Genomic DNA, 14,180 nt, shown 5'->3' on the forward strand with positions numbered 1-14,180 from the left:
CACTCGCTGCTGCTCAATAACAGACGGAGGTTAGCCCTTGGCGCGCGCGAAGCATATAGTCGGATGGATATCGGTTGTCCTGCTTGTCGTGACGCTGGCGAGTATTTGGATGCTGACGGAGCAGAGCGTGGAGCAGACATCGTCGCTCAGCGAGTCTACCGCGCACGTGGTGGAGGGGCAAAGCGCCAGCGTGCAGCCCGAGACTGCGGGGGAGACCCAGGCGGGAGATGCCGCCGGGGATGCGGGCTCAGCGGCTACCGTCGCCCATCCCGATCCGATTGCCCCCGTTCGCATGTGGATGGGCATCAACATCCGTCGTGTCGCCCATACCGTAGAGTTCTTCTTTGTTGGGCTGTTTGCCTCGTCGGCGGCGGTGTGCTTGGATAAGCGCATGTTGCTCACCCGATTGCGGTGTGTGCCCGTCCTGGCCTTTTGCGCCGTATGCTCCGTCGGGGACCAGGTGCATAAGATTTTTGTTCCCGGAAGACATTTCGACGTTATCGACTTAGGCTTTGATGCCGCGGGTTACGTTGTCGCCATGCTGCTGGTGCTGCTGGTGTCAGTGCTGGTTCAGCGCGCGACCTGTCCCATTGGCGCCCATGCGAGACGTTAACCTCAAGATGGAAAACCACGACCGCCTGCACGTCGGCGCTGGCTACAATATCGGCATCGGTCGCAGATGGCCATCGATGCGCTGTTTGCCAGACACTTGTCTTTTCTAAGAAGGGAATCCCCATGACCGTACTGTTTGTTGAATATCCCAAATGCTCGACGTGTAAAAAGGCCAAGGCCTGGTTGGACGAGCATGGGGTTGAGTACATCGATCGCGATATTGTTACAGACAATCCTTCGGCTGAGGAGCTTGCGACCTGGATTGCGCGTTCGGGGCTGCCGGTGCGTCGCTTCTTTAATTCGTCGGGCATGAAGTATCGAGAGCTTGGCCTGAAGGCGCGTCTGGATGCAGGGATGACGGATCAGGAATGTTACGAGCTGTTGGCGACCGACGGCATGCTGGTTAAGCGTCCGCTGCTGGTGGGCGATGACTTTGCGATTCCAGGCTTTAAGGAAGCAACCTGGGCCGAGGCGCTGCTGTAACAACTGCGGAAAGCGTGTCTCGTTCTGAGCGCAAATTCTGGGATGCGCTTTCCGCCGGCAGGTTCGCTCCGGTCAGTCCTCGAACTGTGCCCACTTATGCGGGTCGTAGATCTTTACCTGTTTGTTGGGCTTGCCGCTCCAGTACTCTTCGTCCATAAAGGGTAGATATGCCTGAATGCCGGGGCAGATGAACGGGATTCGCTGTGCTTGCAAACGGTCGCGTTGGCGTTGCTCCAAATGGGTCTCCGAAATCACGACGGGAATACCGGATAGCTCCACGAGGCTTGCCTGAACTCGCTTGAGGTCGGGTAGCGCCGCGTGCCATGCCATTCGCATCATCAAAAATGAGGCCCCGCGATACGTTGCCTGCATGACTGTGATGGCGGGTCGTAGCGTGGGATGAATTTTGTGCCGATCTGGCCAAGGGATAGCAGTTATCTCGAGGCCGAGGGTCTCCCATAGGTAATCAAGCTCATCATCCATGTCGCCTCGATATCCGCGCGATAATTGGTGTCCTGATTGTGTCACTATTGACGGCGACCAGGATGCAACAATCTGCCAACGGTGGCTATGGTGCGCTTGCGGTATTTTGACCCCTTGCATGCGGTTTGGCTTCACAGGTCCTTCATGGGTCGGGGCAAATTGGCCGATTTTCAAAAAAGTTAAAAATGGGGCTTGCGCCGCCGTAGAACTTCCCGTATATTTCTTTCTTGCGCAAAGGCACAGCCGAGCGCAGCGATGCAGTCATTGGGATGTCGTCTAATGGCAGGACAGCGGATTCTGGTTCCGTCAATGGGGGTTCGACTCCCTCCATCCCAGCCATTGCATTTGCTACATATGGCCCGTTCGTCTAGCGGTTTAGGACGCCGCCCTCTCAAGGCGGAGATCACCAGTTCGAATCTGGTACGGGCTACCACAAAATGAACGCCCGGGCCTCGCAAGAGACCCGGGTTTTGTGTATTCACCACACACGCGGCATTTGTCGCGTTTCGTCCGGTTTGAGGAGTGGCCATGGACCTGCCCATCAGCTTGCAAGACATTACGTATGCCGAGAATTACCTGGCGCAGGGAGACTTGGCAACGGCGACGCCGCTGTTGGAACGTCTGGTTGAGCTCGCCGAGGAGTATATCGATGCCGAGTGCAAGACGGAGGAGAACCGCCAGTACTTTAGCTTCGATAGCAAGTTTGAGCGTCTGGCCTACCGTCGCGTGGAAAAGGATCCGCGCGAGCTGGTGCAGGTCGAGGTGCCCTTTGACCGTCTGTATTCCGACATGGCGTTTGCCTACATTCGCCAGCAGGATTACGTGAGTGCTCGTAATGCTTTGATGCAGGCCGTGCGCTGGGACCCCATGAACTGCAACTACCGACTGGATCTGGCCGAGCTGTTCCGTGCGCTCGAGGACAAGCAGGAGTGGGCTTCGCTTTCGTTTTCGGTGCTGGAGCGTGCGAGTGACGGCAAGTGCGCCGCCCGCGCTTACGCCAACTTGGGCCAGTATTTCCTTGAGCCCGAGACCGAGAACGTGTCGGCGGCCGTGGGCTGCGCGCGCCTGGCGCTGCGCTTGGCCCCTGGCGATGCGCATACGACGCGCCTGCTCAACAAAATCCATGCTGCCTATCCCGATGCCGCCGAGGAGAGTGACGAGCACGTGATGGGCGAGCTGGCGTTGCAGGGCGTACCGACCTCGCCTTCGGCCGAGATTGCCATTTGCCTCATCATGTGTGCGACCGATGCTGCGAGCGACGGTGACAAGCAGGAGGCTACGCGCCTGACGGTCCGTGCCCGCGACCTGGTGGGCGAGGAGGCATGCGCGGCGATCATTAAGCTGGTGCGCGAGAGCGATGCCGAGCTCAACGCCGAGCGCAAGGCAAAGCGCGCAGGCGACGACAAGGGAGCCGACGGCGTCAAGGAGGCCGGCGATGCCCAGTAAGCGCGAACGCAAGCTCATTTCCAAGAATCGCTCGGCGCATCACGAGTACTTTATCGACGAGACGTTCGAATGTGGCATTGAACTGAGCGGTACCGAGGTCAAGTCGATTCGCGAGCGCGCCTGTCAGATCACTGACACTTTTGCGCTGATTCGCGGCGGCGAGTGCTGGCTGGTGGGGTTGCATATTCACCCTTACAGCCATGGTGGCGTGTGGAACCGTGATCCCGATCGCCGGCGCCGCCTGCTGCTGCATCGCAAGGAGATCGATTTTCTTGACGGCAAACTGCGCAACCGCGGCTATGCGCTGGTGCCGTTGGAGCTCTACTTTAATACCGACGGCCGCGTAAAGCTGCTGCTGGGCCTGGGCCGCGGCAAAAAGCTCTATGACAAGCGCGAAGACATGGCCAAGCGCGACGTCCAGCGCGAGATCGATCGTGCGCTTAAGGAGCGCAACCGCTAGGCACATGACTTGCGGGGAGGTGGCCTACTGCGATTGTCCCGCCTCCCTAACTGTTTTGACACATGTGTCTCAAAGGCGGCGTCCGTTATGGGCGTCGCCTTTTTTGTGGGTACATACATCCATGAGGTTCAATCCCGGGTTAGGGGAGTGGTCGTTATGGACAAAACTGCGTTCTTTACGATGCCGAGTGGCCTGTATGTGGTGAGTGCTGCGGCCGACGGGCTGCGTGCTGGCTGCGTCATCAACACGGCGGTGCAGGTGACGTCCACGCCGCCGCGCATCTCGGTTGCCGTGAATAAGGAAAATGTCACGTCTGGTGTTATCTCGTCTGCCAAGGCCTTTGCGCTGACCGTGATCGATCAGACGGCCGATATGCTCTACATTGGCAACTTTGGATTCCGTACTAGCAGCGACTATGACAAATTTGCCAAGTACGAGACGCGCGAGACCGCGCTGGGCATGCCCTATGTTCCCGAGCATGCGGCGGCCTTGTTTAGCTGCCGTTTGATTGACACTGTTGACGTGGGCACGCATCTACTGTTTATCGGCGAGGTCGAGGATGCCGAGCGCCTGAGCGACGAGACGCCGCTCACCTACGATTACTACCATAAGGTCCTGAAGGGCAAGACGCCTCCGAAGGCGTCCTCGTATCAAGGCTAGAAATGTTTTAAAAATACTTGCATTATATTATTGAGAATATATACTAATAAGCAAGTACACCAGCAGTCACGTTCGAGAGGAGAACATCATGGCTGAGGAAAAGAAGACGTATAAGTTCGTGTGCATCGTTTGCGGTTATGAGGTTGAGGTCGACACGCCCGAGCTGCCCGAGGATTACGTGTGCCCGGTCTGCGGCGTCGGTCCCGATCAGTTTGAGCTCGTCGAGGAGTAACTCGCAGGCACACGACTTGCAGCAACACATAGCTCTGTCCAAGGGCCCCGGTCGGATATCCCGGCCGGGGCCCTTTTCCTCCGTCCCCAAGGGATCACGGCTGCTGTTAGCCGATCCTGCCTATCGTGAGTCCGGCCGACCTTTGGTCTTAATCTGTAACATCTAACGGCTCAAAACGGGTCTTCCTGTTACAGATTGAGACAAAAGGTTGGAGCTGAAGAAATGTCTCGATCTGTAACATCTAGAAGTGGAAATTGGGCCCACTTGTTACATATCGAGACAAACCAAAACCGTCCGGCAGAAGATCTCAATCTGTAACATCTAGCAGTCAAAACGGGGTCTACGTGTTACAGATTGAGACAAACGGAGCTGTCCCTCGGAATGATCTCGATCTGTAACATCTAGACATCAAAAGCGTGTCTATCTGTTACAGATCGAGACGTTTGCCTGGGTAGGTGCCCCGCCCCATTACATCCCTGTCAACAACACGACATCGAGAATCGTCACGATGGCGCCGATCCCCACGAGCAACGCGTTGAGCGGGCGCGAGTTGGCGTATTTGCCCATGACGCGGGGCGAACTGGTGAGTCGTATGAGCACAAAGACCGTAATCGGCAGCTGAAGCGACAGCAGCGCCTGACTCCAAATGAGACCCTCAAAAGGATTCGGGACGACCAGGCACGCCGCCACTGCGCCGACGAAACAGGCCGCCACCCCGATCGAGGAATGTCGGTCGTGGATGTCGTATTCCTCGTCGAACATGCCCGCGGTGATGGTGCCCGCCGCCATGCCCGCCGTCACGCTGCTCGATATGCCCGCAAACAGCAGTGCCACCGCAAAGATGATTGAGCTTGCCGGGCCCAGAATGGGGGAGAGCGTGGCCGCTGCGACGGCGAGGTCGTCTACGACAATGCCGTGCGCAAAGAAGGTCGTTGCGGCCAGGATGACCATGGCCGAGTTGATTGCCCAGCCCACGCCCATCGAAAAGAGCGTGTCGAAGAGCTCGTAGCGCAGACGTTCTTCGATAACTCGCTCGCCTTGGCCTTCGAAGTGCATGGATTGGATGACTTCGGAGTGCAGGAAGAGGTTGTGGGGCATAACGACCGCGCCTAGGACGCTTACGATAATCGCGGCCGAGCCGGTGGGCATACTGGGTGTGATCCAGCTTGTGGCGGCTTGCGGCCAGTCGACCTTGACTAGTGCAAGCTCGGCTAAAAACGAGAGTCCCACCACGCCCACGAAGGCGATGATCCAGCGTTCGGCGCGTTTGTAGGAGCTTGTCATGAGCATGGCAATCGATGCCGCCGCCACGATGATGCAGCCGGCGCGTACGGGCAGGCCAAAGAGCATTTGAAGCGCGATCGAACCGCCCAGCACTTCGGCCATGGCGGTGGCGACCGTGGCTAGATACGCGCTGCCGAGTATCGCACGCCCGATGAGGCGAGGCAGGTGGCGCGTCGTGGCCTCGGCAAGACACATGCCCGTGGCGATGCCCAGGTGTGCCGCGTTGTGCTGCAACACGATGAGCATAATCGTCGACAGCGTGACGATCCACAGCAGCGCGTAGCCAAACTGCGAGCCCGCGGCCATATTGGAGGCCCAATTGCCCGGGTCGATAAAGCCGACGGTGACGAGCAGCCCGGGGCCGATATGCTGTGCGATGTCTAGGCCTCCGTGACCGCCGGTGCGCCGGGAACCAAAGTGTTGTTTGAGATGGTTGAGCATGGTGCGCTCCTGCGTGCCGTTTGCTTGACGCCGCAAAGGATACCCGTTTTAGGCTCAAAAGTTAACTAAAACTAACAAAATTGCTGTATTTGAATAGGATGGTGAAAGGGGACTGCCGAAATGTCTTGATCTGAAACAACTAGGGATGGAAATTGGGCCTAGGTGTTACAGATCAAGACAGGAAGAAATGGTCCTATGGAATATCTCGATCTGTAACAGCTGACCGCCAAAACCGGTCCTTCGTGTTACAGATTGAGACATTCGGAACCGTCTCTCGAAAACATCTCAATCTGTAACAGTTAGTCGTCGAAATTGGGTCTTCCTGTTACAGATCGAGATGTTTGAAGCGGCGAGCTTACAGGCCGAACTTGGGGCCTATGTTGTCGCCCTTGAGGTCGGTGGTGTCCACTCGCAGGGCGCGCGTTACGCGATTGTTTCGAAACGGGCGGGAAACACAACGGGCCGGCGATGCTCCTAGTATGCCTATTCAACTGACTGTCTAATATCTAGGGGAGGATCGCGATGCAGGCAGATTCCGCTCAGCAGCAGGGCCTTTATCGCCCCGAATTCGACCACGACGCATGTGGCATCGGCGCGCTTGCCGATATCAACGGTGAGCGCCATCACCAGATTCTGGACGATGCGCTGTCCATTCTGGTCAACTTGGAGCACCGCGGCGGCACGGGACTCGAGAAGAACACTGGCGACGGCGCTGGCATCCTGTTCCAGGTTCCGCATCACTTTTTCCGTAAAGAGGCTCAAAAGTGCGGCCAGATTCTGCCGGCAGAGGGCGACTATGGCGTGGCCATGCTGTTCTTTCCGCAGGACGACAAGGGCGTAGAGGATGCCCGCCGCGTGTTTGAGGAGGGCTGCGCCGAGGCCGGCGTGCCGCTGCTCTTTTGGCGCGAGGTGCCGGTCGACCCGCACGACCTGGGCGAGACGGCCCGCGCCTGCATGCCCACTATCCTGCAGGCCTTCCTGGGCCGTCCGGACGACACGCCCGCCGGCGATGCCTTCGAGCGCCGCCTGTACGTGTGCCGCCGCACCATTGAAAAGAAGGCCGACGCCGAGTTTGCCCTGCGCGACAAGATCTTCTACGTGTGCTCCATGAGCTCGCGCACCATCGTGTACAAGGGCATGCTGGTCGCCACGCAGATGCGCCGCTTCTTCATCGACCTCAACGACGCCGCCGTCAAGACGGCCGTGGCGCTCGTCCACTCGCGCTACTCCACCAACACCACGCCCAGCTGGGAGCGCGCGCACCCCAACCGCTTTATCATCCACAACGGCGAGATCAATACCCTCAAGGGCAACGTCAACTGGATCCGCGCCCGCGAGCCCAACCTGTACAGCCCCGTGCTGCAGCATGATCTTGAGCGCGTGATGCCCATCATCAACCGCGAGGGTTCCGACTCCGCGATTCTGGACAACGTGCTCGAGTTCTTGGTCATGAACGGTCGTCCGCTCACGCGTGCCGCGTCCATGTTGCTGCCCGAGCCGTGGGACCACAACGACAGCCTGAGTGAGGAACGCCGCGCCTACGACGCTTACCAGTCCATGCTCATGGAGCCGTGGGACGGCCCGGCCGCCATCGCCTTTACCGACGGCCGCACGCTGGGCGCCGCCCTCGACCGCAACGGTCTGCGCCCCGCCCGCTACTATGTGACGCGCGACGGTCGCTTTATGCTGGCAAGCGAGGTGGGCACCATCGAGGTAAGCCCCGAGAACATCCTGACGAGCGGCTGTCTGGGGCCGGGCCAGATGCTCGAGGTCGATTTTGCCCGCGGCCGCGTCATCTACAACGACGAGCTGCGCGCCCGCTATGCCAAGGAAAAGCCTTACCGCGACTGGATTGCCGAGGAGACGCTGACCGTTGACGCGCTTGATGAGCCCGTTGCGACAACGCCCGCCGAGGACGCCGAGGTACCCGTCGCCGTGCGTATGGCCAAGCTCGGCTACCACTGGGATGACGTTGACGAGGTCGTGCGTCCCATGGCCCAGCAGGGCAAGGCGCCGCTCGCCTCGATGGGCATCGACGCGCCGCTGGCCTGCCTGTCCAAGAAGACGCGCTCGTTCTTCGATTACTTCTATCAGCTGTTCGCCCAGGTCACGAACCCGCCGATCGATGCCCTTCGCGAGCATATGGTCACCTCGACCACGCTCTACCTGGGCAACCACGGCAACCTGCTCGAGGACTCCCGTACGGCCTGCCAGCTGGTGCGCCTGGAGCGCCCGCTGCTGAGCGAGGAGGAGTTCGACCGCATCTGCGCCATCGACCGCGTGGGCTTTAAGACCCGTCGCTTCCGTGCCGTGTACCGCCGCGATGCCGGCGAGGGCGCGCTGCAGGCTGCGCTCAAGCAGCTTGCAGAGGACGTTGAGGCTGCGGTCCGCGACGGCGTGAACATCGTGGTGTTGAGCGATCGTGCCGCTGCGGGCGAGGTGCCCGTGCCGTCGCTGCTCGCTGTGGGCTGCGTGCACAACCACCTGATCCGCGCCGGCGTGCGTACCTTTGCCGACATCGTGGTGGAGTGCGGCGACGCCGTGTCCCCGCATGACTTTGCGGCACTGGTGGGCTACTCTGCGAGTGGCATCTATCCGTACAACGCACATGCGTGCATCCGAGATCTGGCGGCACGCGGCGATTTGGACGTGACGGCCGAGCAGGGCATCGCCAACTACAACAAGGCCGCGACGGCGGGCATCGTCTCCATCATGTCCAAGATGGGTATCTCCACGGTGCAGAGCTACCATTCGGCGCAGATTTTCGAGGCCGTGGGCTTTACGCCGGAGCTCGTCAACGCGTACTTTGCCGGCACGGTGAGCCGTGTGGGCGGTATGGGTGTCGAGGACGTTGAACGCGAGCAGAATGAGCGCTATGACGCCGCGCTTGCCATCCTTAAGAGCCCGGCTCCCGATCAGCTGCCCACGCTGGGTCTGACCAAGTGGCGCCCGCTCGGCGGCGAGGATCACCTGATCGATCCGCAGACTGTCTACTTGCTGCAGACCGCCTGCCGCGAGGACAGCTACGACACCTTTAAGGAGTACAGCGCCCGCCTGCACCGCACCGGCCGTGCCGTGCGCCTGCGCGACTTGCTCGACTTTAATGCCAGCGGCCGCACCCCGGTGGCACTCGACGAGGTGGAGCCCGCGCTCAACATCGTCCGCCGCTTTAACACCGGCGCCATGTCGTACGGCTCCATCAGCAAGGAAGCGCACGAGTGCATGGCCATCGCCATGAACCGCCTGCATGGCCGTTCCAACTCGGGCGAGGGCGGCGAGGACCCGCGTCGCGAGACCCCGCTGGCCAACGGTGACTCCAAGAACTCCGCCATCAAGCAGGTGGCAAGCGCGCGCTTTGGCGTGACGAGCCGCTATCTTTGCAGCGCCTTCGAGATTCAGATCAAGATGGCCCAGGGCGCCAAGCCCGGCGAGGGCGGCCACCTGCCCGGCAAGAAGGTCTATCCCTGGATCGCCGAGGTCCGTCAGTCCACGCCCGGCATCGGCCTGATCTCGCCTCCGCCTCACCACGATATTTACTCCATCGAGGACCTGGCAGAGCTGATCTTCGATCTTAAGAACGCCAACCCCGGTGCGCGCGTGTCGGTCAAGCTGGTCAGCGAGGCCGGCGTCGGCACCATCGCTACCGGTGTGGCTAAGGGCGCTGCCGACAAGATCTTGATCAGCGGCCACAATGGCGGCTCGGGTGCCGCTGCACGTGATTCCATTTGGCACGCCGGCCTGCCGCTGGAGCTTGGCCTTGCCGAGGCCCAGCAGACGCTGCTGCAAAACGGCCTGCGCTCGCGCGTGGTGCTCGAGGCCGACGGCAAGCTCATGGACGGCACCGACGTCGCCGTCGCCTGCTTGCTGGGCGCCGAGGAGTTTGGCTTTGCGACCATGCCGCTCATCTCCATGGGCTGCCTCATGCAGCGCGACTGCCAGCAGGATACCTGCCCGGCCGGCATCGCGACGCAAAACTGCCGTCTGCGTCACGGCTTCCGCGGTAAGCCCGAGCACGTTGAGCACTTTATGCTCTTTGTGGCCGAGCAGCTGCGCGAGATCATGGCGAGCCTGGGCTTTCGCACCATCGACGAGATGGTCGGCCATCCCGAGTGCCTGCGTCAGATTGAGGTACCGGGCAACCGCAAGGCCAACCTGCTCGATTTGTCGCCCGTTCTGGCGAGCGCGACCTGCGAGTTCGGTGCTCATATTCCGGGCGCCGACGGTCGCCACTTCCTGCCCCAGATGGCTGCCGACAGTGAGCTCGACAAGACGCTCGACTCCACGTTGTTTGTGCCCTATACGGCCGATGCCCGTGCGCACCTGCGCCCGATTCGCTTCCATGCCGACATCGCCAACGTTAACCGTTGCGTGGGCACCATCCTGGGCAATGCGGTGACCAAGGCACATCCCGAGGTCCTGCTCGCCGGCTCCATCACCATCGACTGCGACGGTTCGGCCGGTCAGAGCTTTGGCGCTTTCCTGCCCCGCGGCATTGCGCTCAACGTGTGCGGCGACGCCAACGATTACTTTGGCAAGGGTCTTTCGGGCGGTGAGGTGTCGGTACGCCCCAACCCGCATGCGACCTACAAGTTCGACGAGAACATTATCGTGGGCAACGTGGCGTTCTTTGGCGCCACGAGCGGCCGCGGCTTCATTAACGGTCTTGCCGGCCAGCGTTTTGCCGTGCGCAACTCCGGTGCCACCGTGGTGGTCGAGGGCTGCGGCAACCATGGATGCGAGTACATGACGGGCGGCCTGGCGCTCATCCTGGGCGAGGTCGGACAGAACTTCGCCGCCGGCATGACGGGTGGCGTGGCCTATGTCTTTGACCAGTACGGCACGCTCGATGCTCGTGTGAACCACGAGAGCGTTAAGCTCAAGGCCCCGACGGCCGGCGAGCTGGCGCAGATTCGAGAACTCATCCAGGAGCACGTGGACGCGACGCAGAGCCCGCGCGGCATTAAGCTGCTCTACAGCTTTGAGACGATGAGCAAGCACTTTGTGAAGGTCATTCCGACCGAGTACGAGCGCGTGCTGGCGATTGTCGCTGCGGGCGAGGCTGCCGGCAAGACGCATGCGCAGGCAGAGGAGCTGGCGTTTGACATTGTGACCGGTCGCGCGAGCGCCGCGGATGTCGCTCGCTTCGATGTCGCGGGCGGTGCTGCGAGCACTGCGTCCGTGGCTGCCAGCTCTGTTGCTTCGACCAAGAAGGAGGCGTAAGTGCCATGGGTAAGCCCGGTGCTTTTCTTGATATCGATCGCGTGACCCACGAGCTTCGCCCCGTGGAGGAGCGCAGCCATGATTTTGACCCGCTGTACGTGGAGCTCGATGACGACGCGCGCCGTGCCCAGGCGAGCCGCTGCATGATGTGCGGCGTGGCGTTTTGCCAGATGGGCGCGAGCTTTGGCAGGGCGCGCCCGAGCGGCTGTCCGCTGCACAACCTGATTCCCGAGTGGAATGAGCTGGTGTACCGCGGCCGTTGGGACGAGGCTGCCGAGCGCCTGTCGCTCACCTCGCCCATGCCCGAGTTTACGAGCCGTGTGTGCCCGGCGCTGTGCGAGGCCGCGTGCAACTTGGGATCGGTCGACGGCCAGCCCACGACGATTCACGATAACGAGCGCGCAATCAGCGACCACGAATGGGCAAACGGTGGCCCGCGTCGCTTTGAGCCGGCGGGGGAGGACGCGCCCTCGGTCGCCGTGGTTGGTTCTGGCCCGGCTGGTCTGGTGGCTGCATGGGAACTTGCGCGTCGCGGTGCCCGCGTGACGGTGTTTGAGCGTGACGACCGCCCGGGCGGCCTGCTCATGTACGGCATTCCCAACATGAAGCTCGAGAAGTCTGTGGTCGAGCGTCGCGTGGCGCTCATGCGCGAGCTGGGTATCGTCTTTGAGCTGGGCACTGACGCTACGAACCCTGCGGTGGCGGCCAAGCTCAATGGTTTTGACGCTGTCGTGGTGGCAGCTGGTGCCCGTGCCCCGCGCGGTCTTTCGGCTACGAATGTGGATGCCCCGGGCGTAGTGTATGCCGTGGACTATCTGACGGCTTCGACCGTCTCGGTGCTCGATGGCGGTGAGCCCGCGGTGAACGCGCGCGGCTTGGACGTTGTGGTCATTGGCGGCGGCGATACCGGCAACGACTGCGTGGGTACCGCGGTGCGCCAGGGCGCGCGCAGCGTGCGCCAGTTTGAGTTTTTGCCGGCTGCGCCCGATAAGCGCGCGGCGAGCAACCCCTGGCCGCAGTGGCCCAACGTTAAGAAGACCGACTACGGCCAGCAGGAGGCTATCGCTGCGATGGGTGGCGAGATGCGTGCCTGGGGCGTGGATACGCTTGAGGTGCTGCTGGACAAGAAGGGCGCGGCCGCGGGCCTGCGCGTGGTCGACCTGGATTGGTCGGCCGGCAAGCCCGAACGCATTGCGGGCTCCGAGCGCGAAGTGCCGGCGCAGCTGGTGCTCATCGCCTGCGGCTTTACGGGTCCGGAGCACAGCGTGTTCGAAGCCGTCGGCGTGCCCGCTGCCACGGCGGGCCGCCCGCTGCCCGTGATGGCCTCCGAAGGCTCGCACCTTGCGGCCCGCGTGGATGGCGTTGCTGCGGATGCCGCGCCGGTGTATGTGGCCGGTGATGCCCGCAACGGCAGCTCGCTCGTGGTAAGCGCCATGGCGGACTCCCTGGCCTGCGCTGCCGAGGTTGCCGAGGCCTTGGGGCTGTAAGGTAGTCATTCAAGAGCGTCCCCAACGACTGGTCATTGGGGACGCCCTTGATGTCTGACTGCTCATTTGCTGACGTGCGGGCTCGCGGCGCCTTGCTGTTTTCGTGATGGCTGCGGCTGGGCAGCTCAAAATCTCTGTTTATTTGTCTATGTTTAACTGGGCTTTTGCTTCGGTATAACGTATCGGTCAAGCGTTCCGTCAAGTATTCGGTCAGCATCTGGTTTGCAGCCTGATGCCCATTTCACCCGCGCTGGTGGCGACCACCGGCTCTCCTCGTAAGCTCAAATTGAGGTTCATCAGTTTGAGGAGGATGTCATGGCTGATCATGTTTTGAACTGGGGGCGTCTGGCCGAGGCCGTCGGCAACGATATTGCCGACATGGCTCACTTTTGGATGCTGCGGAAGTTTCAATTCCTGGAGCCGGCACGCGAGCAGTTCGAGATTATCGTCGATCCATGGCTCAGCTATTGCGAGGAGCCCTCGCAAAACGAAATCATGGCCTACAACATGGCTTTTACCGATTGGCTGCTGTTTGAGCGCCCCTATTACCACGGCAAGACGCTGTTGGAGCTGTATGCGGACGAGCCGCCGGCGTCGCTTTCGCCCGCTTCGCTCAGGCGGCTCGAACAGGTGCGCGACACGCAGTATTTTTCGCGCTTTGGTATTTTGGACAAGGATCCTGCGACTGGTATGGTCGCGCTGCGCGACACGCGCACCGACCGTCGTTTTGATGTTTACGACCCACATATCGTGCAAAAAGAGCGCTGGCGCGATGGCGCGATTGCGGTGCGCATCGCGTGCGTTGACGATGTTTGGATGACGGCGGGGCAGCTCTACCTGTATGACATCGCGCGCCTGAGCGACACGGCGGTCGACGGGCCTGGCGCGGTGCATCCCGAGGACCTAGAGGACGGTTTCGACACCTCGTGTATCAGCTTCTTTCTGAGGCTGGTCCGCGACATCATGGGTGCCCAGGGGCGGTATGTGAAGTCGCTCAATATTTACGAGCAGGAGTGGGAATAGGGGATGGGCAGTCGCAGCATCGCCGCCTGTCTATCTGTCTCGGTCTGTAACGTCTAGGGACAAAAACCGGTCTAACTGTTACAGATCGAGACGAATGCTTGGGCGCCGCTGATTTGTCTAAATCTGTAACGTTTGGGGGCCTGGAGAACGTCTAACTGTTACAGATCGAGACGTTTGGAACCTGGCAGGGGGAATGTCTCAATCTGTAACATCTACAGGCCAAAACTCGACCTAACTGTTACAGATCGAGACAAAAGTTGGACGCGGTGCCGAAAGATCTTGATCTGTAACATCTAGAGGCTCAAAGACTGTCTTCCTGTTACAGATCAAGACGTTTGTCAGCGGCGGC

General features: G+C 60.8%; 11 protein-coding genes and 2 tRNA genes. 11 read left to right on the top strand and 2 right to left on the bottom strand.

What is annotated here, in order from left to right; translation table 11 throughout:
* The first annotated feature begins 37 nt into the window (after positions 1 to 37).
* Positions 38 to 613, top strand: a complete 576-nt coding sequence (locus AAAX73_RS02800) for a VanZ family protein (protein WP_349124937.1) — start codon at positions 38 to 40, stop codon at positions 611 to 613.
* 116 nt (positions 614 to 729) lie between these two features.
* Entirely contained in the window at positions 730 to 1,095 is a 366-nt protein-coding gene (locus AAAX73_RS02805; protein ID WP_349124955.1) for an arsenate reductase family protein, read from the top strand.
* A gap of 72 nt (positions 1,096 to 1,167) precedes the next feature.
* On the opposite strand, the gene AAAX73_RS02810 is transcribed toward AAAX73_RS02805, so the two are convergent.
* Positions 1,168 to 1,578 carry a hypothetical protein gene (locus AAAX73_RS02810; protein ID WP_329738280.1) on the bottom strand — a complete coding sequence of 137 codons (411 nt, stop codon included), beginning with the start codon at positions 1,576 to 1,578 and terminating at the stop codon, positions 1,168 to 1,170.
* Positions 1,579 to 1,843: 265 nt separating this feature from the next.
* Here AAAX73_RS02810 and AAAX73_RS02815 point away from each other — a divergent pair.
* The 6 genes from AAAX73_RS02815 to AAAX73_RS02840 all read left to right on the top strand — a co-directional run bounded on the left by AAAX73_RS02815 (position 1,844) and on the right by AAAX73_RS02840 (position 4,376).
* Positions 1,844 to 1,917, top strand: a tRNA-Gln gene (locus tag AAAX73_RS02815).
* A gap of 17 nt (positions 1,918 to 1,934) precedes the next feature.
* A tRNA-Glu gene (locus tag AAAX73_RS02820) sits at positions 1,935 to 2,011 on the top strand.
* Positions 2,012 to 2,106: 95 nt separating this feature from the next.
* Entirely contained in the window at positions 2,107 to 3,024 is a 918-nt protein-coding gene (locus AAAX73_RS02825; RefSeq protein WP_349124938.1) for a hypothetical protein, read from the top strand.
* Positions 3,014 to 3,484 (top strand): SsrA-binding protein SmpB, encoded by a 471-nt coding sequence (gene smpB, locus AAAX73_RS02830; RefSeq protein ID WP_006235325.1) that lies wholly within the window; start codon positions 3,014 to 3,016, stop codon positions 3,482 to 3,484. Before AAAX73_RS02825 ends, smpB begins: the two co-directional genes overlap by 11 nt.
* Positions 3,485 to 3,640: 156 nt before the next feature.
* Positions 3,641 to 4,144: a flavin reductase family protein gene (locus tag AAAX73_RS02835; RefSeq protein ID WP_349124939.1), complete on the top strand. Its 504-nt coding sequence runs from the start codon at positions 3,641 to 3,643 to the stop codon at positions 4,142 to 4,144.
* 88 nt (positions 4,145 to 4,232) lie between these two features.
* Complete coding sequence (locus AAAX73_RS02840; protein WP_117638060.1) at positions 4,233 to 4,376, top strand: rubredoxin-like domain-containing protein; 144 nt, start codon at positions 4,233 to 4,235, stop codon at positions 4,374 to 4,376.
* 468 nt (positions 4,377 to 4,844) lie between these two features.
* Here the strand turns inward: AAAX73_RS02840 and AAAX73_RS02845 are convergent, their stop codons facing one another.
* The gene (locus tag AAAX73_RS02845) at positions 4,845 to 6,137 is read right to left on the bottom strand and encodes an Nramp family divalent metal transporter (protein WP_349124940.1); all 1,293 of its coding nucleotides are present in this window, start codon (positions 6,135 to 6,137) and stop codon (positions 4,845 to 4,847) included.
* A 486-nt stretch (positions 6,138 to 6,623) separates the two neighbouring features.
* Between AAAX73_RS02845 and gltB the strand changes: the two genes are divergently transcribed.
* The 3 genes from gltB (at position 6,624) to AAAX73_RS02860 (ending at position 13,831) form a co-directional block, all read left to right on the top strand.
* Entirely contained in the window at positions 6,624 to 11,321 is a 4,698-nt protein-coding gene (gltB, locus tag AAAX73_RS02850; RefSeq protein ID WP_349124941.1) for a glutamate synthase large subunit, read from the top strand.
* A 5-nt stretch (positions 11,322 to 11,326) separates the two neighbouring features.
* The gene (locus AAAX73_RS02855) at positions 11,327 to 12,808 is read left to right on the top strand and encodes a glutamate synthase subunit beta (RefSeq protein ID WP_349124942.1); all 1,482 of its coding nucleotides are present in this window, start codon (positions 11,327 to 11,329) and stop codon (positions 12,806 to 12,808) included.
* A 315-nt stretch (positions 12,809 to 13,123) separates the two neighbouring features.
* A complete protein-coding gene (locus tag AAAX73_RS02860; protein WP_349124943.1) occupies positions 13,124 to 13,831 on the top strand; it encodes a hypothetical protein in 708 nt (235 codons plus the stop codon).
* Positions 13,832 to 14,180: the final 349 nt, after the last annotated feature.

This window comes from Collinsella sp. CLA-ER-H9, assembly GCF_040092295.1.
In the GTDB taxonomy this organism is placed as follows: Bacteria; Actinomycetota; Coriobacteriia; order Coriobacteriales; family Coriobacteriaceae; genus Collinsella.

Coding starts and splice junctions, on each gene's coding strand:
- AAAX73_RS02810 (WP_329738280.1), bottom strand. CDS start 1,578: ATGGATGATGAGCTTGATTACCTATGGGAGACCCTCGGCCTCGAGATA.
- AAAX73_RS02825 (WP_349124938.1), top strand. CDS start 2,107: ATGGACCTGCCCATCAGCTTGCAAGACATTACGTATGCCGAGAATTAC.
- smpB (WP_006235325.1), top strand. CDS start 3,014: ATGCCCAGTAAGCGCGAACGCAAGCTCATTTCCAAGAATCGCTCGGCG.
- AAAX73_RS02835 (WP_349124939.1), top strand. CDS start 3,641: ATGGACAAAACTGCGTTCTTTACGATGCCGAGTGGCCTGTATGTGGTG.
- AAAX73_RS02840 (WP_117638060.1), top strand. CDS start 4,233: ATGGCTGAGGAAAAGAAGACGTATAAGTTCGTGTGCATCGTTTGCGGT.
- gltB (WP_349124941.1), top strand. CDS start 6,624: ATGCAGGCAGATTCCGCTCAGCAGCAGGGCCTTTATCGCCCCGAATTC.
- AAAX73_RS02855 (WP_349124942.1), top strand. CDS start 11,327: ATGGGTAAGCCCGGTGCTTTTCTTGATATCGATCGCGTGACCCACGAG.
- AAAX73_RS02860 (WP_349124943.1), top strand. CDS start 13,124: ATGGCTGATCATGTTTTGAACTGGGGGCGTCTGGCCGAGGCCGTCGGC.